Genomic DNA, 16,737 nt, shown 5'->3' on the forward strand with positions numbered 1-16,737 from the left:
ATGGGGAAAGTCATCGTCGTCACTTCAGGCAAGGGCGGAGTTGGAAAGACAACCTCCACCGCGGCACTTGGAGCGGCTCTTGCACAGAGAAACGAGAAGGTCGTCGTAGTCGACTTCGACGTCGGGCTGCGTAACCTCGATCTGGTGATGGGCGCAGAGCGCCGGGTCGTCTACGACCTGATCAACGTCATCCAGGGCGACGCCAAGCTTTCTCAGGCGCTGATCCGCGACAAGCGCCTCGAGACGCTGTTCCTGCTTCCGGCCTCGCAGACCCGCGACAAGGACAACCTGACGGCAGAGGGCGTCGAGCGCGTCATGGCCGACCTAAAGCGCCATTTCGACTGGGTCATCTGCGACAGCCCTGCCGGTATCGAGCGCGGCGCGACGCTTGCCATGCGCCATGCCGATGTCGCTGTCGTTGTGACCAACCCCGAGGTCTCGTCGGTTCGCGACTCGGACCGCATCATCGGCCTGCTTGATTCCAAGACGCTGAAGGCCGAACGCGGCGAGCGCATGGAGAAGCATCTGCTTCTCACCCGTTACGACGCGAACCGCGCCGAGCGTGGCGACATGCTCAAGGTCGACGACGTGCTGGAGATCCTCTCCATCCCGCTGCTCGGGATCATTCCTGAGAGCATGGACGTTCTGCGCGCTTCCAACATCGGCGCTCCGGTCACGCTCGCGGACAGCAAGAGCGCACCCGCCATGGCATACTTCGACGCCGCTCGACGCTTGGCCGGTGAAGAGGTGGCGATGACGGTGCCGGGCGAGAAGCGCGGTATCTTCGGCAAGATTTTTGGAAGGAAGGCCGCATGAGCATTTTTCGGCTTTTTGGAAAACAGAGAACCGCACCGGCTGCCCGCGAGCGCCTGCAGGTGCTCCTAGCTCACGAGCGGTCGTCGACCGGATCCGATCTGATTACGGTTCTTCGCGAGGAAATCCTCGCCGTCATCGCCAAGCACGTGCAGGTCGACAACGACCGCGTGCACGTGAAGATGGATCGCGACGAGCACATGTCGATCCTCGAGATCGACGTCGAGATCCCGCTGAACGCAGCCCGCGCTGCCTGAATAGCAAAGTGAAAGCGGCACATAACGTGCCGCTTTCAAATGACGGTGTGGCGGACTTCAGTCCTGTGGACCGCCAGGCTGCCAGTTGTTTTTGGCCAGTTCCCATTCGCCATCGGCGCCGATCTCGACGCGTTTGTTGCCGCGGTAGAATATTGGCGTGCCCGACTTCTTATCGATTGCGAAGCGGCTTGGCGAAAACTTCGCCTTTTCCTTGCCGTCCAGGGCAAGCGCCAGTGCTTCCTTGAATTTTCCGCTTTTGCATAGTGCCATGAACTGGGCTTCATTCATCGGAGCACTCCTTATCGACGCATGCCGTTGTTTGACCGACCTACGCGGCCGCAATGGTGAGAGCAGTGACCTACTGCAGACACATGGCGTTCCGCAAGCCGAATGTCACCTCAGCTTCCGCCCGCGATCATGCGCCGGGCCGACGGTGAACGGGGCGGATGGCTTCGCCCCATCACCGATTTACCGATGTCCTGTCCCTAAGAAGGCATGCCAGGTCGCCCCGATCAACCCGCCATCAGTCCGGTCACACCTCGCCGCCAGTAGCCGGCAGCCAGCGTCTGGTCGCGTCCGTAGGACAGCGTGTCGCGCCAGTATTCGCGGATCTCCTTGGTGGCCTCGTTCTCGGAGGCAAACCAACCGAAGCTTGAGACACCCTCGGGCCACTCCACCGCGCGGATCGCGCGGACCAATTCGCCGTGTTCGCCGCCGGGAACGCCGTTGCGATGGATCCAGCGAAGCTCGATGCCCTCGGGATGACTGATCGGCTGCTCGTCGGTCGCCCGCGCGACTTCGACAAAGGCATGGCCGCGCGCATCAGCCGGCAGCCGCTCCAGGATGCGGCTCAGCGCCGGCAGCCCGGTCTCGTCGCACCCCATGATGTACCAGTCCGCCGGCCTCACCGGGCGCCCGAGCGGTCCCATGATGCCGACTTGGTCGCCTTCTTTCGCATGCATGGACCAGGCGCAGCCCACACCTTCGTGCGCGCCATCGCCATCGCCGTGGACGACGAAGTCGACATCGATATAACCTGCCTTCGCATCCATTTCGCGAATGGTGTAGACGCGTGCGACCGGCTTGCGCTCTTCCGATGGCCAGAACGTCAGGCCGTTCGGCCCGGCGATCGGCCAGACGGGCTCGGGGATATCGGCTGTCGGAAAATACATGCGGATGTGCATGCTGCTGGGGTTGTCGAAGCGCTCGAGATTGCTGCCCGTCAGGCGCACACGTCGCATGCCCGGCGTGACCTGCCAGGCGCGCTCGACGCGCATGAGCCGGAAGGACGAGAGCGTCGTGTCGCCGGCGAGATCGCCGGTCCAGACGAATTGCGGCTTTTCGCTCTTTGCATAGAGTTCGACGGCGACGCCGAGAAGTTCCTTGGCGCGACGAAGGCCCTCTTCGTCAGGCGACGAGGCTTCCATCGTCAGCTGCTCGCGCGTCATGTCGAAACGCGCGGAGGCGAAGGGGAATTCGAAGGTCACGCTGTCATAGGTCTGCACGACGGTGGCATCGAAGCTCGCCAGCCGGTCGACGATCAGGTGTAGATATTCAGGCAGCTTCAGCAGCCGGATGTCAGTGCTGCAGCGCAATCGTGTGGGTTCGGTCATCGGCTATCACCTCGGGTAAACGACCGGGGAATGGCAAGCCATCCCCGATGGGACATCGGACACCCCGATCCCGCCCGTGGAATGATCCCGAAGCTCGTGTTGTTGCCATTACCTTTTGTACCTGCCCTGAAGTGCGCATGCACGGACCGGTATAGGCGACGTTTCAAAGGTTTTCTACACCCATACCGGTTTTAGACGTCCGCAAATTTGTCAATCCGCAAGGGGATGGACGAATTCGGCTGACCGGTTAGTGGGGGCGCGTGCCGGGCATATGAGACAAGGTGCAACCGCCCGTATTCTTGCGCGCGCCGCGCCATCCCTGCTAAAGCCGGCTGCGGGAGGCTCTGTCCGACAAGGCGGGAAAACAATCCATGGCGACACTGCGCCAAGTTGCTGAACGTGCGGGCTGCTCCACGGCGACGGCGAGCCGCGTTCTGAACCATAGCGGCCCGGTCAGCCCCGCGATGGTCGGCAAGGTGCGCAAGGCGGCAGGCGAACTCGGCTATCGCGCTCCGGGCGCCACCGCCAAGGGCGGCCGGCGCCCCGTCATCGGCGTGCTCGTGCCGAGCCTCACAAACCCCGTCTTCGCCGCATCCCTGTCCGGCATCCAGAACCGCATGCTGAGCGCCGGTCACAGCGTGCTGATCGCGCAGTCCAACTACGATCCGCTGCAGGAGGCCGATGCTGTTTCGGGCTTGATGAGCGAACGGCCGACCGGATTGATCCTGACCGTCTGCAACGGCCTGACCAGCCAGGCGCTGCTTGGCGATTTGCCACCGACCGTGCTCTTGCACAATCTGCCGACGGAGCGCCATCCGGCGGCCGTCACCGTCGACAATTTCGCCGCAGGCCGGGACCTCACGCGCTATCTGCTGCAGATGGGGCATGAGCGGATATTGTTCGTCTCCGGCAGCTTCGCCGCTTCCGACCGCGCCGCGCGCCGCTACCAGGGCTATCTCGAAGCGTTACGGGAAGTCGGCAAGCTGCCGCTTGCTGCCATGCAGATCTCCTTCGTTTCGGAATACGACCAGATCGACATCCTGACCGCCATCAGGGATGGTCGCCCGACCGCGATTATCGGATCCAATGACCTTCTGGCGCTTGGGGTGATCGCAGCGCTCCGTCGCGAGGGCCTGTCCGTGCCGCGAGACATGTCGGTGGCAGGTTTCGACGGCATCGTCATCGGCCGGCTGATCGATCCGCCTCTGACGACGATGAACATGCCGGATGCGAGCATGGGCACGACCGCGGCGTCGCTGCTTCTCGACATGGTCGAAAACGCAGCACCAGACCGGCATCTGGAACTGGCCTATTCGCTCCACAAGGGCGGGACCGTTCGCGATCTGAACAAATCATCCGAATAGAAAGAGCCGCCGCACGGGGTGCGACGGCTCGATATCACCATTCGGTCGCGCTTAGCTGCGCGGCAGCATGCCTTCGACGTCCGCGGCTGCGTCGTCGAGTGCTTCCTTCGGCGCCGACGACTGGTCGACGATGCGCGAGAGGTTGTCGACGATCGTCTGGGTGACGCGGACGCCGTTGGAGCCCGGGAAGGCGTACCACGGAACCATCAGCGGCATCTGCTTGAGGCCGGCCTGGAACAGCGGGTTCTTGGCATAGAAGTCACCGAGATAATCAGGCGACTTGGCGGCCAGTTCGTTGTTCGGGACGTAGCCGGTGCCCGGTACGACGACCGAGGCACCGTAGGGGCCGGCCGCGAACTTGGCGAATTTCCAAGCGGCTTCCTGCTTGGCGGCATCCTTGGTCAGGATGACGACAGCGTTGCCGCCGGTCGGCAGGTGGCCCTTGGCGGGGTCGAGCAGCGGCAGCGGAGCGGTGCGCAGGTCGAACTTGTCGCCGACATTCTTGATGGTGTTGCGCAGAGCACCTGTTGTCTGGAACTCGAAGCCGACCTTGCCGGCCGCGAAAGCCTGCTCGCCGGCAGACTTCGTGAACACGGGCAGGCCGCCTTCCTTGACCATGCGCTCGATCACTTCGCCGGCCTTCTGGCCTTCCGGACCGTTGAAGGTGACCTTGCTCTCGTCTTCGCTGAGCATGGAGCCGCCGGCGCCGAAGAGCAGCGCGGAGAACATCCAGTCGTCACCCTGCCAGCGGAAGTCGATACCATCGACGCCGTTGCCGAGCGCTTTGATCTTACCGCCGAGCGCGATGACTTCGTCCCAGGTCTTCGGCGGGTTCTCGGGGTCGCCACCGGCGGCCTTAACGAGATCGGCGTTATAGTACATGATCGGGGTCGAGGTCGCGAAAGCCAGGCCGATCTGCTTGCCCTTGACCTGCGCGAGCTTCAGGATCGTGTCCGAGAAGCCCTGCTCGGCCATGTTGCCGTCTTTCTTGACGAGCGGGCCAAGGTCGACGGCGACATCGCGCTCGTCGATCATGCGCAGGCGGTTCAGGCCGATGAAGGTCAGGTCGGGCATTTCCGACGTGCCGACCTGGCGAAGGATCGTCTGGATGCCTTCTTCATAGGTCGCCGACGGGCTGGCGAACTGGATCTTGATATCCGGATTTTCTTCCATGAACTTCTTCGAGATCGTGTCCATCACGTCCTTGAAGAAGCCCGGCATCGGGTAGTGGACCGTCAGCGTCGTCTCGGCGAAAGCCGGCACGGTTGTCGCCATCGAGATGGCCGCTGCGGCGAGAAGCTGGGTGATACGTTTCATCGCTCGTTCTCCTGGGTTGGGGCGACCGGTCAGCCTTTGAGACCGGTCATGGTGATACCCTCGACGAAGCGCTTCTGCGCGAGCAGGAATGCGGCGACGAGGGGAAGGGTGATGATCATGGTGGCGGCCATCAGCGCGCCGTAGTCGTCACCGGCCTCGGCGGCGCGGAAGTACATCAGGCCGAGAGGCGGCGTGGCGTAATCCTGCCTGGTGATCACGACGAGTGGCCAGTAGAGGTCGTTCCAGTGGGCGACGACCGAAAAGATCGAAAAGGCGGTGACGGCGGGCCAGGCATTCGGCACGATGACGCGCGCGACAATCCCAAGCTCCGACATGCCGTCCAGACGCGCCGCATGGATCAGATCGTCGGGCATCGACCGGAAGAACTGAAGGAACATGAAGATCGCGAAGACCGAGATCGAGAACGGAGCCACCAGCGCGGTGTAGCTGTTGAGCAGCGACAGACTGTTGAAGCCGACATAGAGCGGCAGGGCGGTCGCATGGATCGGCACCAGCAGGCCAAGCATGACGAGAACCATCATCAGCCGCGCCGCGCGGAACTTCAGCTTCGCCATGGCGTAGGCGCAGGGAATGGCGATCAGCACCTGGAAGAAGAAGATCAGTCCGCAGACCAGCACACCGTTCCAAAGAAGCGTTCCCATCGGCACGCGGGTCAGCGCCTTGGTGAAGTTGGCGACGTAGTGGAAGTTCGTCGGGATCAGCGACAGAGCCGAGGTGAAGATCTCGCTCTGCGCCTTGCCTGCCGTCGACAGCATGAAGACATAAGGCGCGAGGAACAGCAGCGCGCCGAAGGAGAGCAGCGCCAGGCGGCTGACGCGGCCGAGGGTCCACCGGTTGGCGGTCATCGTGTTTACGCTCATGAGTAGTGCACCCGGCGGTCGAGAACATTGTACTGGAGGAAGGTGAGCACCATCAGGATGGCGAGGAACACCACGGTCATCGCCGAGGCATAGCCGACGCGCAGATAGACGAAGCCTTCCTGGTAGATGCTGAAGAGCAGCACTTCGGAGGCGTGGTTCGGCCCACCCTGGGTCAGGGTCTGAACGGTTTCGAAGACCTTGACCGAATTGATGATGCTGATGGTCGTGACGAACAGCGTGGTCGGTCCGAGCATCGGCCAGGTCACCAGACGGAACCGATCGAAAGCCGACCGGGCGCCATCGACTTCGGCAGCCGCATAGAGCTCACGCGGAATAGCGGTGAGACCGGCGAGGAAGAGCACCATGTTGAAGCCGACGGATTGCCAGACACCGATGATCGACAGGCTGTAGAGCACGGTGCTGGAAGCTGCCAGCCAGTTGGGGCCGGGGATGCCGACCAGCGCCAGCAGGCTGTTGATCGGCCCGATGGTCGGGTGGAAGAGATATTGCCAAACGGTCGCCATGGCGACGATCAGCGATGCCACCGGCAGGAAGTAGACCGTGCGAAAGAAGCTGCGCGCCGTCGTCTCGCTTTCGATCAGCAGAGCGACGACAAGGCCGAGAACGATCGAAACCGGGGCGACGATCGCCGTGTAGCAGGTCGTGTTCCACAAAGCTTTGCGGAAAGCGCGATCGTTGATCAGGTGCGCGTAGTTCTCGAAGCCGACAAAGCGGAACTTGCCCATGCCAAGCTCGAAATCGGTGAAGCCGAGCAGGACGACCGCGACCACGGGCAGCAGCACGAAAACAAAGATCAGGATGATGGCGGGCAGCGCCAGAAGCCAGGCGGTGCGCGCTTCGTTGCGTTCGCGGGCGGCGGTGGTCTTGCGGGCCGTGGGTGCGTCCATGGCGATGCTAGCCATGAGCCTTCTCCAAAGTCGCTTCGATGGCAATCGGGCTCGCTTTCAGGCGGCTGCCGTCCTCGGCAAAAACCATGGCCTTGTCCGCCGACAGCGAGAGAGCAACGGGCATTCCAGCCGAGACGCCGCTGGCCTCCGCCGGCGAGAGCTTGGCGATCATGATTTCGCCGATCGCATCGAGCTTACAGTATAGAATGACCTCGGAGCCGAGGAACTCGATGCGCTCGACCTTGGCCGCAAGACCGTCCTCACGATTATCCGCCAGACGGACGAATTCGGGGCGGATCGCCAGGCTGACCGGCGTGCGGGCTGTGATCGGAGTGTGCAGGCCGAGCCTGACGCCGCCGAATGACACCATGCCGCTTTCGGCGAGCGCCGGCACGACATTGATGCGTGGCTGGCCGACGAAGCGGGCAACCTCGATATGGGCGGGGTCATCGTAAATGACCTGCGGGCTCGCCAGTTGAAGCAGATTACCTCCGATCATCACGGCCACGCGGTCGGCCATCGACAGGGCCTCGGCCTGGTCGTGGGTGACGTAGACGGTCGGCACGCCGGCGCGCCGATGCAGTTCTACGATCTCGCCGCGGGCGTGGACGCGCAGGTTCGCATCGAGGTTGGAGAGCGGCTCGTCCATCAGGAACACACTCGGATGGCGCACCATGGCGCGCGCCAGAGCCACACGCTGGCGCTGGCCGCCCGACATCTGGCCGGGCTTTCGGTCGAGCAGATGGTCGATCTTCAGCGACTTCGCCATTTCGGCGACATCACGCGCGATCGCCGCGCTGATGGCGCGCTGGCCCGGAAGCATGGAGCCGACGAATGGCAGGCGCTGCGCGCCGGAGAGGCGGCGCATGGCGAGCGGAACGGCAATGTTCTGGCCGGCCGTCAGATGCGGATAGAGCGCGTAGGACTGGAAGACCATCGCGATGTTGCGATCGGCAGCGGCAATCGCCGACATGTCCTCGCCACCGATGATGATCTGGCCCTGATCGGCGTCATCGAGGCCGGCAAGGATGCGCAGCAGCGTGCTCTTGCCGCAGCCCGACGGGCCGACCAGCGCGATGAACTCGCCCGGCTCGACGTCAAGGCTGACGCCCTTTAGAATGGCGTTGCCTGAGAAGGACTTGGTGATGCCGCGAAGGGAAAGCGCGCTCATTCCGCTCGCTCCCGCTGCTTCTTCGGCGCTGCCTGCGGGTAGACCTCTTCCACGACGTCGTCGAGGAAGTAGGCGGTCATCCCTGGTACGGCGACCAGTTCGGTGTTGACGTCGTCGCCAAGCTCGTGCACGGCCGCACCGACGAGGCGCTCGCCCGGCATCTCACGTTCCATCGTGTCAAGGATGAAGGCCGTCGGCGGCGCCCAGACGACGGAGGTCTGGCCGAATTCGCCCTTCCACGTCCAGTGCAGGTGGCCGCTGCCGAAGAGCGCGACATCGTGGGCGGCGATCAGGTCGTAGAGCTTGCGGCGCTGCGTCGGGCGCACGCTCCAGTAGCCGGTGTCGCCCTCGTTGGCGTCGTCCACGAAGAGCGGCTTGTGCGCGAAGATCGCGACACGGCGGTCGCCGCGCTCGGCGAGCGTCTTCTGCAGCCAGTCGAACTGCGCCTGCTCTTCCGCGTCCTCGAAGCCCATCAGCAGGCTGTTGAGACCGATGATGCGCCAACCGCCGATATCCTTGACCCAATAGTCGGGGCCGACGAGATTGCGCCAGCGCGCCAGACGCTCCGGATTGACTGGCTGAGCGGAGCCCGGGAGGTGGCCGACGTCGTGATTGCCGGGAACGATCAGCATGGGGATCGACACTTCGCGCATCAGATCCATGGAGAAGGTCAGATCTTCGTCCTTGTCTGCGCCGTCAACGCTGAGATCGCCGGTGTGGACGATCAGGTCGGCGCCGGTCTCTTCGATCCAGCGGACCAAGGGCGCCCAGTTGCCGTTGAAATGCGGCTTGTTGGGGCTCAGATGTGTATCGGTGATATGGATGATCTTCACGGCGCTTCTCCGGTTCCAAGCCGCCGGCCAAACTCAGGCCAGCGACGTCTTCCGGCGCCTCTTTAGAGCGATCATGTGTCGTGGGCGTAACACGGCTTTCCAACCGCGTTTCATTTTCGTCATCGAATTGTCACCGCGCATCCGGGCCGCTTGTTCGTGCATGAGATCAGGGCCAAAGCCGCGCAAGGATCATCCATTCGATGCAGTGGAACGCGAGAACGCGGCAACCGTCATCTAACTGTAAAGGAAACATTCTAACTAGCTCCTGGGCATATTGCACAGCTGTGCAACGGGAGTTGAAAGATGAGCCAAGGCGCGTTTCTGGAATTGCGGTCGGTTGCCTGCAGATATGGCAACTCCTAGGTTCTGGAGGACATAGACCTCAATATCGAGCGCGGGGAATTCGTCGCCTTGCTGGGGTCGTCTGGCTGCGGAAAGACGACGCTGCTGCGTGTGTTGGCCGGCTTCGTGACGCCATCCTCGGGATCGGTCTCCGTGCGCCATCGCGAGGTGACGCACCTGCCGCCCGACAAGCGCGGCATGGCGCTCGTCTTTCAGTCCTACGCGCTCTGGCCGCATATGACGGTAGCGCAGAACATCGGCTACGGTTTGAAGCTAAAGAAGGTCCAACGCAGCGAAATCGACAAGCGGGTCTCCGCCATGCAGTCTCTTCTGGGGCTGGATGGGCTTGGCGCACGAAAGCCTGCGGCCTTGTCCGGCGGCCAGCGCCAGCGTGTCGCGCTTGGACGCGCTCTGGCGGTCGATCCGGAGATCCTGCTGCTTGACGAGCCGCTCTCCAATCTCGACGCGCGCATAAGGCTCAGCGTTCGCCATGAGCTGCGCGCGCTGCAGAAGCGCCTCGGCATTACCGCCGTTCACGTGACGCACGATCGCGAAGAAGCGATGGTGATGGCCGACAGGATCGTGATCCTCAATGCCGGCCGGATCGCCCAGCAGGGCACGCCAGAGGATGTCTACAACAGACCGGCCTCAGCCTTCGTCGCGGCCTTCATGGGCGCCGAGAACGTGATCTCGCTGACCGGCGCGCCTGATGGCAACGACTTCGTTATCGCTGCGGGCCCGGCAAATGCCGCAGGCCATGTCGCCCTGATGGGGCGAGACCTCGTGCAAGGCACCGTCGAGGCGCGCTTCCGGCCGGAGGCGGCGCAAATCCTCTCCGCCGAGACTGCCGTTGTCGGGTCGGGCGTTACGCTCGATGGCGAGATCGCAGCCGTCAGCTATCCCGGCGGCCATTGGCGCCATGCCGTTCGCGTCGGCGATCGCGAGATCATGGCGGACGCTACTCGCGCATTTGAGCCGGGCGAGCGCGTCCGTGTTCATGTGCCAGCCGAGGCCCTGTTTCTTTTCAATTCGCCGAGCACCCAGCCGGCAAACACCATTTCCCGGGTTTCGCCCGGGAAAGTCCACGCCTGACCTTTTGATGCCTGACTTTCAGAACCTCACATTTTTATAACAAGGAGAAGCCTGATGCAGAGATTGACGTATGCCGCTATCGCCATTGCTCTCGCGACGTTGCCGGTAAAGGCCGAAGAGCTGACGGTCGCCACCGCCGGCGACCAGAACATGGTCGATTACATCAACCAGTATCTCGGACCGTTGTTCGAGAAGGCCAATCCGGGCGACACGGTTCGCGCCGTCGGCACCGGCCCCGGTGATGCGGGCTCGCAGAAGATTCTGGAGCGTTTCGACGCGCAGGCCGCGGCCGAAGCCAAGGTCTGGGACGTCGACGTTGCCGTCGTGCACGAAAAGTTCGCCGGGCCGATGGTTCAGAAGGGTTACCTCGAGAAGTATCGCGGCAACATCGATACCGGCAAGCTCGTGACCCGCGGCAACGCGAAGAACGCGCTGGGCTCGGATGTCGATGGCTTCGTCATGCCGATGTTCAACAGCCAGACGGCGATCGCCTATAACCCGGCGCTGGTTCCGAACCCGCCGAAGAGCTACGCGGAACTCGCCGAGTGGGCAAAGGCCCACCCGAAACAGTTCGGCTATAACGGTATCAAAGGCGGTGCTTCGGGCGTGTCCTTCGTCATGGGCTGGGTTTATGCCTTCGGCGGCGGCGATGCCAACAACCTGATGACGGGTCCGTTCAAGCAGGAAGAAACCACGAAGTGGGACGGCGCCTTCAAGAGCCTCGCCGACTTCACCAAGAACGCCACGCTGACGCCTGGCAACGCCGGCACGCTCGACCTTCTCAGCCGCGGCGAAATCGCCATGGGCCCTGTCTGGGTCGACATGTTCTACAGCTGGCAGGCCAATGGCCAGCTGCCGCCGGAAATGAAGCTGGTGCTGCCGGCACCCGGTATGCCCGGCCAGCCGATGCACTATGTCGTTCCTGAAAAGTCGGGCCACAAGGCGCTTGCCGAGAAGTTCATCGCGCTCGCCACCAGCCCGGAAGTTCAGGCCGAAGGCATCGTCAAGCGCTTCAACTGGTATCCGGGTATCGACGCCAACTTCGTCAAGCCGAAGCTCGACGACGCGACCTGGAACAAGCTCTTCGTCGACATCACGCCGGACGATCTTGCCAATAACGGCAAGCCTTTCCCGATCGCGCCTTACAATACCGCGATCCTCGAAGCCTACGAAAAGTCCGTAAAGTAAGCCTGCGAACCGCCTTCTCTCCCGGGGGAAGGCGGTTCGATTGACCGGATGAGAGGTGGCACGCGGTGTCGCTGTCATCTCGGCGGCGCCGGTCTTTGTCACCGCCTCCTCTCATCCGCCTCGCTCGCGTCTCAAGGTCGTAACATGTCGAAACGCCTACTCGGTCTCCTGCTTGTCCTGCCCGCGCTGGCGGTCATCGCAGCCCTGTTCATTCTTCCGCTGATCATGTCGGCGGTGGGCGCCTTCAGGGTGGAGGGCGGAGCGCTCGGCTTCGACAATTTCGTCAAGACCTTCGACCTCTACACCAGCGACATCGTCTTCACCGTTGTTATCGTTGGACTATCGACGGTGCTGATTGGCATCGGCGCGATCGCGATCGGCGGCTATCTGACGCTTGGCGAACATCCGCGTGCCGTCGCGATCCTGCGCTGGCTCTATCGCTGGCCGATGTTCATTCCGTTCATCGTCGTCGGCCAGATCCTGCGTACCTTTCTCTCCAAGAACGGCATGATGAACAACACCGCCGTCAGCCTCGGCCTGATGACCCCGCTCGATGCTGTCAGTTTCCTCGACTGGCGCGGCATCGTCATCGCCTTCGTCTGGAAGCAGACGCCGTTCGTGGCATTGCTCGTCGCCGGCGCGATGGCCTCCATCAATCGCGATACGATCGAGGCGGCCCGCAATCTCGGCGCGTCGAAGTTTCGGCTGCTGTTCGAGATCATCGTGCCGCAGGTCGCCGTCACGCTCACCGTGGGCCTGATCCTGTCCTTCGTCACCATGATGTCGGTGCTCTCGGTGCCTTTGATGATCAACGCGCAATCGCCGACCATGCTTACCGCCGATATCGCTTTCCGCGTCAACGCCTATGGCGACTACGGCGTTGCCAATGCGCTCGGTCTGGTCTCGCTGGTGCTCGCGTCGTCCGTCGCCTGGATTTATCTCCGCCAAAGCCTGAAGGAGCGCGCGTGATGACGACCGTATCTCGATCGCGAGCCTCGCTCGCCGCCCTGTGGTGGGTGCCGCGCGGCATCGTCTTCGGATTGATGGCCTTCTTCATCTTCGGCCCGCTCGCCAATCTGGTTTTGTGGACGGTCGCGGAGAAATGGTACTTTCCGCATAGCCTGCCGCTGGAATACGGCTTCAGCTCCTGGGTAAAGGTCTTCGCGCCACGCGGCGGGGCGCTGGATTCGCTGCGAAACTCGCTTGTCGTTGCGGTCTTGACAGTGATCGTCTCGCTGCTTCTCGCCATTCCGGCGGGATATGCGCTGGCGCGGCTGAAGCTGCCGCTGCGCAGCGTAATCCTGCTCGCCTTCCTCATCCCGCAGGCCTTCCCGAACCTCACGGTCTACGTGAATGTCGCGCGCATCTTCTACGAGATTGGCCTCAACGGAACGATCCCAGGCGTGGTCCTCGTGCATGTCTCGCACGGCCTCGTCTACGCGGTGTGGATCGCCACGGCGGCCTTCTCGGCGATCGATGCGGAGCTCGAACAGGCGGCGCGCGTGACCGGGGCAGGGGCCTTGCGTACCTTCTTCGACATCACTCTGCCGCTCGCCGCTCCCGGCCTGATGGCAAGCGCGATCTTCGTCTTCCTGGAAAGCCTCGATGAGTTCACCGGCAGCTATTTCGTCGGCGCGCCCGATGTGAACATGCTGCCGCTGCTGCTCTACACGACGGCATCGGGCGGCAACTATCAGATCGCCTCGATCACGGCGCTCCTGCTGCTGATCCCGTCGCTCGTCTTCATGCTGATCGTCGAGCGGTTCCTGAAGGCGGACGTGCTTTCGCGCGTCGGACACTGAGGATTCATCTGCAAAGCGGCGATTAGTTGGTCGGAGCGACCTTGTAGACGTCGTCGCCAACGAAGACGATGACATAGCCGCCACGCCCGGCTGCGTCTGTCGCCCATGCCGTCAGCTGGCTGGCGTACGGCTCTTCGCGCCATGCCTGTGGATGGTCGGGATCGACAAGCACCGTGAACTGATCGCCCTGGCCATAGGCCATCATCTTCGCGACGACAGGGTCCCATTCCGGACCGAGCTTAGGGTCTCTCATCCACGCACAGAGAAAATCCCGGCAAAGATCCGGGCGATCGTCGTAGATGCGGCAGCCTTGGTCCGTCACGCAGTTCACGCAGAGCATATTCGCCGGCTTCGAGAGCTGATCGATCTCCGGCAGCCGACAGCACAATGTGCATGTGCCGCAGGAGCGGGGTTCAGTACCAGATGTTGTGACGTCGATCATCGCGGGCAACGTAGCCCCATATGTGCGCAAATCACGTCCCACTCCCTTCAGGAGTATCGGGCTTCGTCGCGATCGTGACCTGGGCGCCATAGGCCTCCCGCATCTCTCTCTCCTCGCCCGGTCGGCGATCGGCGGCGTGATGGAGCAGCGTCGATGCGTATCCCGCCGCTTGTGATCCCTCGATCAGCGTCACGTCAGCATTGCCCGGATTATACGAGCGCTCGAACCAGTCGACCGGTTGCTGCAGGAAGTTCATCTCGAATGCCCTGTTGGTCACACCGTGGCCGACGATGATGACGGTGTCGTCGCCATCGCGGGCGTCGTGCAGTGCCGTCTGGATAAACAGGCGCATGCGCTGGGCGACATCGGCGCGGCTCTCGCCATCCGGCGGCCGCGCGTAGAACTTTCCGCTGTTGTTGCGCAACCTTGCCCACTTCTCGAACTCGTCGGGAAATTTCTGCCTCTGCTCCGCGTGGTCATAGATCTCGGTGAAGAGGCCGAAATCCTGCTCGCGCAAGAGATAGTCTTCCCGGACCTTGCCGATGAGATCAGGCGGAAGAACCTCGAGCAGCGCGTCCTTGGTCTGGCGCGTTCTCAAGAATGGCGAGTACCAGATCTGCAGCTGTCGGACATCGGCCAAGGTTCGGAGGTTGGAAGCTATCGCCTCGGCGGCACCGATGGCCTGCCGGTGTCCCCACCTGGTCAGCGGGACATTGTGATCGCCGAACTGGCCGTAAGCCCGCTCATCAAGATTGCCGAGGGATTCGCCGTGGCGAACGAGAAAGATGCGCATCATGCGGCCCGGATTGTCCGAAATGGAATCGCCGTATCATGAACGGTGCGGTCGTCCGGGGCAACGCTGGGGATGTCGGGCTCAAAGGCCCGACCGCGTTATCGACGTCGACGCAGCTCGCTGCGCAAGACGAAAACCAGCAGGCCGGCCACCATCGCGGCGAGCGCAAACCAGGTGAGCGCGTACTGGAGATGGTTGTTGGGGAAGCTGACCTGCGTTAGCCCGCCGACGGGAAAACCACCCGGATTGGCGGTGGCATCCGCATCGATGAAGTAAGGGGCGATATCGGTGACGCCACGCTTGGCGGCCATCGCGTCCACGTCGCGCGAGTACCAGCGGTCGTTCGCAGGATCGTTCGACTTGATGAAGGTGCCGCCCGGCTCGTTGAGGCGGAGCAAGCCGGTAATCTTGACGGGGCCGGAGACTTGGCCGTCGAGGCGCGTGTTCGCATCGCGCTTGTCCGTCGGCACGAAGCCGCGGTTGATCATCACGGATGTCCCGTCGGCGAGCGTCAGGGGCGTGATCACCCAATAGCCGGCGCCAAGCGTCGTTGCCGCGTAGACGAGGCTCTCCTTGTCGTTCTGCAAGGTACCTTCAGCCGTTACGCGGCGGTATTCGTCATTATCTTTTGTGATGTTTCCCCAGTCAGCACGGGCGGGGGCGGCCATCGGTTCGGCATGGATGCGTTGATCGACGCGGGCGATCAGATCCAGTTTCCAGGCGCGGCGTTCGACCTGCCAGACACCAAGCGCGAAAACCGCGCAAAGGACGACGACGAGGAAGCCGCAGAAGATCGTCAGTGCGATCGCCGAACGACGTTTGGGAGCTTGTTCTGCAGGGGAGTTTGTCAAGGTCTTAAACCGTAACGGGCGGCGTTGCCGCCGCCCGTCCATTGTGCCCGTCAGGGCATGTTTTTCATCATTTCCGGGTTCATCGGCATCATGTTCGTATTGAGATGATGCATGACCCAGAGCGAGCCGGAGAGTGCGATGACCACGAGCAGGATCGTGAAAATCAGCGCCAGCAACGTCCAGCCACCCTCGGAGCGAGAGTTCATGTGCAGGAAGAAGATCATGTGAACGACGATCTGGATCACGCCGAAAATCATGATCAAGGCAGCGGTGACAGCCTTGCTGTCGAAGACGCCGGCCATGACGAGCCAGAACGGAATGGCCGTCAGGATGACCGACAGGACGAAGCCGATCATGTAGCTCTTGAAGCTGCCGTGCGCTGCTTCATGCCCATGGCTGTGCCCATGATGGGCTTCGTGAGCATCCTCGTGTGCGGGTGCGTGCGAACTCATCCGAGTACTCCCATAAGATAAACAATCGAGAAGACGCCGATCCAGACCACGTCGAGGAAGTGCCAGAACATCGAAAGGCACATCAGGCGACGCTTGTTCTCGGGGATCAGGCCATGCATCGAAACCTGCACCATCAGCGTCACCAGCCAGATGATGCCGAAGGTGACGTGCAGACCGTGCGTGCCGACCAGCGTGAAGAAGGCCGACAAGAACGCCGAACGCTGCGGGCCCGCACCTTCGTGGATCAGGTGGATGAACTCGTAGAGTTCGAGCGCGATAAACACGGCGCCGAACACGCCGGTGACGGCGAGCCAGAACAGTGTTTCAGCCTTCTTCGCCCGCTCCATCTGCAGCATGGCAAAGCCATAGGTGATGGAGGAGAGGAGAAGCATGGAGGTGTTGATCGCCACCAGCGGCAGATCGAAGAGATCTGCCGGCGACGGGCCGGCCGCATAATTGCGGCCGAGAACGGCGTAGGTGGCGAACAGGATCGCGAAGATCAGGCAGTCGCTCATCAGGTAGAGCCAGAAACCCAGCATGGTGCTGTTTTCCGGATGATGCTCTTCCGTCAGGTAGAATTCGGGCTTCTCAGCCGTGTCGATTGCAGAGTTGCTCATG

19 protein-coding genes are annotated in these 16,737 nt (G+C 62.5%); 7 read left to right on the forward strand and 12 right to left on the reverse strand.

What is annotated here, in order from left to right; genetic code table 11:
- The gene (minD, locus tag D460_RS0102695; protein WP_018896961.1) at positions 1-816 is read left to right on the forward strand and encodes a septum site-determining protein MinD; all 816 of its coding nucleotides are present in this window, start codon (positions 1-3) and stop codon (positions 814-816) included.
- The gene (gene minE, locus D460_RS0102700; protein WP_018896962.1) at positions 813-1,070 is read left to right on the forward strand and encodes a cell division topological specificity factor MinE; all 258 of its coding nucleotides are present in this window, start codon (positions 813-815) and stop codon (positions 1,068-1,070) included. The genes minD and minE overlap by 4 nt, the downstream gene beginning before the upstream one ends.
- Before the next feature lie 57 nt (positions 1,071-1,127).
- Here the strand turns inward: minE and D460_RS0102705 are convergent, their stop codons facing one another.
- A complete protein-coding gene (locus D460_RS0102705; protein ID WP_018896963.1) occupies positions 1,128-1,358 on the reverse strand; it encodes a hypothetical protein in 231 nt (76 codons plus the stop codon).
- Between the two features lie 224 nt (positions 1,359-1,582).
- Complete coding sequence (locus D460_RS0102710; RefSeq protein WP_018896964.1) at positions 1,583-2,683, reverse strand: siderophore-interacting protein; 1,101 nt, start codon at positions 2,681-2,683, stop codon at positions 1,583-1,585.
- Between the two features lie 371 nt (positions 2,684-3,054).
- On the opposite strand from D460_RS0102710, the gene D460_RS0102715 reads away from it, so the two are divergent.
- The gene (locus D460_RS0102715) at positions 3,055-4,047 is read left to right on the forward strand and encodes a substrate-binding domain-containing protein (protein ID WP_018896965.1); all 993 of its coding nucleotides are present in this window, start codon (positions 3,055-3,057) and stop codon (positions 4,045-4,047) included.
- A gap of 51 nt (positions 4,048-4,098) precedes the next feature.
- Here the strand turns inward: D460_RS0102715 and D460_RS0102720 are convergent, their stop codons facing one another.
- Genes D460_RS0102720 through D460_RS0102740 form a run of 5 tightly spaced genes read right to left on the reverse strand, consistent with a single transcriptional unit; the run spans position 4,099 to position 9,157 of the window.
- Positions 4,099-5,364, reverse strand: a complete 1,266-nt coding sequence (locus tag D460_RS0102720; protein ID WP_018896966.1) for an ABC transporter substrate-binding protein — start codon at positions 5,362-5,364, stop codon at positions 4,099-4,101.
- 29 nt (positions 5,365-5,393) lie between these two features.
- Positions 5,394-6,230, reverse strand: coding sequence for a carbohydrate ABC transporter permease (locus D460_RS0102725; protein ID WP_018896967.1), 837 nt, complete (start codon positions 6,228-6,230; stop codon positions 5,394-5,396).
- Positions 6,231-6,241: 11 nt separating this feature from the next.
- On the reverse strand, positions 6,242-7,168 hold the full coding sequence (locus D460_RS0102730) for a sugar ABC transporter permease (protein ID WP_018896968.1): 927 nt from the start codon (positions 7,166-7,168) through the stop codon (positions 6,242-6,244).
- Positions 7,161-8,324, reverse strand: a complete 1,164-nt coding sequence (locus D460_RS0102735; protein ID WP_018896969.1) for an ABC transporter ATP-binding protein — start codon at positions 8,322-8,324, stop codon at positions 7,161-7,163. The genes D460_RS0102730 and D460_RS0102735 overlap by 8 nt, the downstream gene beginning before the upstream one ends.
- Positions 8,321-9,157, reverse strand: a complete 837-nt coding sequence (locus tag D460_RS0102740; RefSeq protein WP_018896970.1) for a metallophosphoesterase — start codon at positions 9,155-9,157, stop codon at positions 8,321-8,323. Before D460_RS0102740 ends, D460_RS0102735 begins: the two co-directional genes overlap by 4 nt.
- Before the next feature lie 375 nt (positions 9,158-9,532).
- On the opposite strand from D460_RS0102740, the gene D460_RS32450 reads away from it, so the two are divergent.
- From D460_RS32450 to D460_RS0102760, 4 genes are all read left to right on the forward strand, one after another.
- Positions 9,533-10,591, forward strand: coding sequence for an ABC transporter ATP-binding protein (locus D460_RS32450; protein WP_348625611.1), 1,059 nt, complete (start codon positions 9,533-9,535; stop codon positions 10,589-10,591).
- 54 nt (positions 10,592-10,645) lie between these two features.
- Positions 10,646-11,779, forward strand: a complete 1,134-nt coding sequence (locus D460_RS0102750) for an extracellular solute-binding protein (RefSeq protein ID WP_018896972.1) — start codon at positions 10,646-10,648, stop codon at positions 11,777-11,779.
- A gap of 144 nt (positions 11,780-11,923) precedes the next feature.
- Positions 11,924-12,748, forward strand: coding sequence for an ABC transporter permease subunit (locus D460_RS0102755; protein WP_018896973.1), 825 nt, complete (start codon positions 11,924-11,926; stop codon positions 12,746-12,748).
- Positions 12,748-13,581 (forward strand): ABC transporter permease subunit, encoded by an 834-nt coding sequence (locus D460_RS0102760; protein ID WP_018896974.1) that lies wholly within the window; start codon positions 12,748-12,750, stop codon positions 13,579-13,581. Before D460_RS0102755 ends, D460_RS0102760 begins: the two co-directional genes overlap by 1 nt.
- Before the next feature lie 22 nt (positions 13,582-13,603).
- Here the strand turns inward: D460_RS0102760 and D460_RS36690 are convergent, their stop codons facing one another.
- From D460_RS36690 to cyoC, 5 genes are all read right to left on the reverse strand, one after another.
- Positions 13,604-13,834: a hypothetical protein gene (locus tag D460_RS36690; protein WP_245267699.1), complete on the reverse strand. Its 231-nt coding sequence runs from the start codon at positions 13,832-13,834 to the stop codon at positions 13,604-13,606.
- A 220-nt stretch (positions 13,835-14,054) separates the two neighbouring features.
- Positions 14,055-14,816, reverse strand: a complete 762-nt coding sequence (locus D460_RS0102770; protein ID WP_026282722.1) for a phosphoglycerate mutase family protein — start codon at positions 14,814-14,816, stop codon at positions 14,055-14,057.
- 98 nt (positions 14,817-14,914) lie between these two features.
- Positions 14,915-15,667 (reverse strand): SURF1 family protein, encoded by a 753-nt coding sequence (locus D460_RS0102775; protein WP_018896977.1) that lies wholly within the window; start codon positions 15,665-15,667, stop codon positions 14,915-14,917.
- Between the two features lie 50 nt (positions 15,668-15,717).
- Positions 15,718-16,119 carry a cytochrome o ubiquinol oxidase subunit IV gene (cyoD, locus tag D460_RS0102780; protein ID WP_018896978.1) on the reverse strand — a complete coding sequence of 134 codons (402 nt, stop codon included), beginning with the start codon at positions 16,117-16,119 and terminating at the stop codon, positions 15,718-15,720.
- Positions 16,116-16,736, reverse strand: coding sequence for a cytochrome o ubiquinol oxidase subunit III (cyoC, locus tag D460_RS0102785; RefSeq protein ID WP_018896979.1), 621 nt, complete (start codon positions 16,734-16,736; stop codon positions 16,116-16,118). Before cyoC ends, cyoD begins: the two co-directional genes overlap by 4 nt.
- Between the last annotated feature and the right edge of the window lies 1 nt (position 16,737).

The sequence above is a fragment of the Rhizobium sp. 2MFCol3.1 genome (assembly GCF_000377565.1).
Lineage (GTDB): Bacteria > Pseudomonadota > Alphaproteobacteria > Rhizobiales > Rhizobiaceae > Rhizobium.

Bases quoted from the DNA above. Each gene is read 5' to 3' on its own strand.
- minD (WP_018896961.1), top strand. From the start codon at position 1: ATGGGGAAAGTCATCGTCGTCACTTCAGGCAAGGGCGGAGTTGGAAAG.
- minE (WP_018896962.1), top strand. From the start codon at position 813: ATGAGCATTTTTCGGCTTTTTGGAAAACAGAGAACCGCACCGGCTGCC.
- D460_RS0102705 (WP_018896963.1), bottom strand. From the start codon at position 1,358: ATGAATGAAGCCCAGTTCATGGCACTATGCAAAAGCGGAAAATTCAAG.
- D460_RS0102710 (WP_018896964.1), bottom strand. From the start codon at position 2,683: ATGACCGAACCCACACGATTGCGCTGCAGCACTGACATCCGGCTGCTG.
- D460_RS0102715 (WP_018896965.1), top strand. From the start codon at position 3,055: ATGGCGACACTGCGCCAAGTTGCTGAACGTGCGGGCTGCTCCACGGCG.
- D460_RS0102720 (WP_018896966.1), bottom strand. From the start codon at position 5,364: ATGAAACGTATCACCCAGCTTCTCGCCGCAGCGGCCATCTCGATGGCG.
- D460_RS0102725 (WP_018896967.1), bottom strand. From the start codon at position 6,230: ATGACCGCCAACCGGTGGACCCTCGGCCGCGTCAGCCGCCTGGCGCTG.
- D460_RS0102730 (WP_018896968.1), bottom strand. From the start codon at position 7,168: ATGGCTAGCATCGCCATGGACGCACCCACGGCCCGCAAGACCACCGCC.
- D460_RS0102735 (WP_018896969.1), bottom strand. From the start codon at position 8,324: ATGAGCGCGCTTTCCCTTCGCGGCATCACCAAGTCCTTCTCAGGCAAC.
- D460_RS0102750 (WP_018896972.1), top strand. From the start codon at position 10,646: ATGCAGAGATTGACGTATGCCGCTATCGCCATTGCTCTCGCGACGTTG.
- D460_RS0102755 (WP_018896973.1), top strand. From the start codon at position 11,924: ATGTCGAAACGCCTACTCGGTCTCCTGCTTGTCCTGCCCGCGCTGGCG.
- D460_RS0102760 (WP_018896974.1), top strand. From the start codon at position 12,748: ATGACGACCGTATCTCGATCGCGAGCCTCGCTCGCCGCCCTGTGGTGG.
- D460_RS36690 (WP_245267699.1), bottom strand. From the start codon at position 13,834: ATGAGAGACCCTAAGCTCGGTCCGGAATGGGACCCTGTCGTCGCGAAG.
- D460_RS0102770 (WP_026282722.1), bottom strand. From the start codon at position 14,816: ATGCGCATCTTTCTCGTTCGCCACGGCGAATCCCTCGGCAATCTTGAT.
- cyoD (WP_018896978.1), bottom strand. From the start codon at position 16,119: ATGAGTTCGCACGCACCCGCACACGAGGATGCTCACGAAGCCCATCAT.
- cyoC (WP_018896979.1), bottom strand. From the start codon at position 16,736: ATGAGCAACTCTGCAATCGACACGGCTGAGAAGCCCGAATTCTACCTG.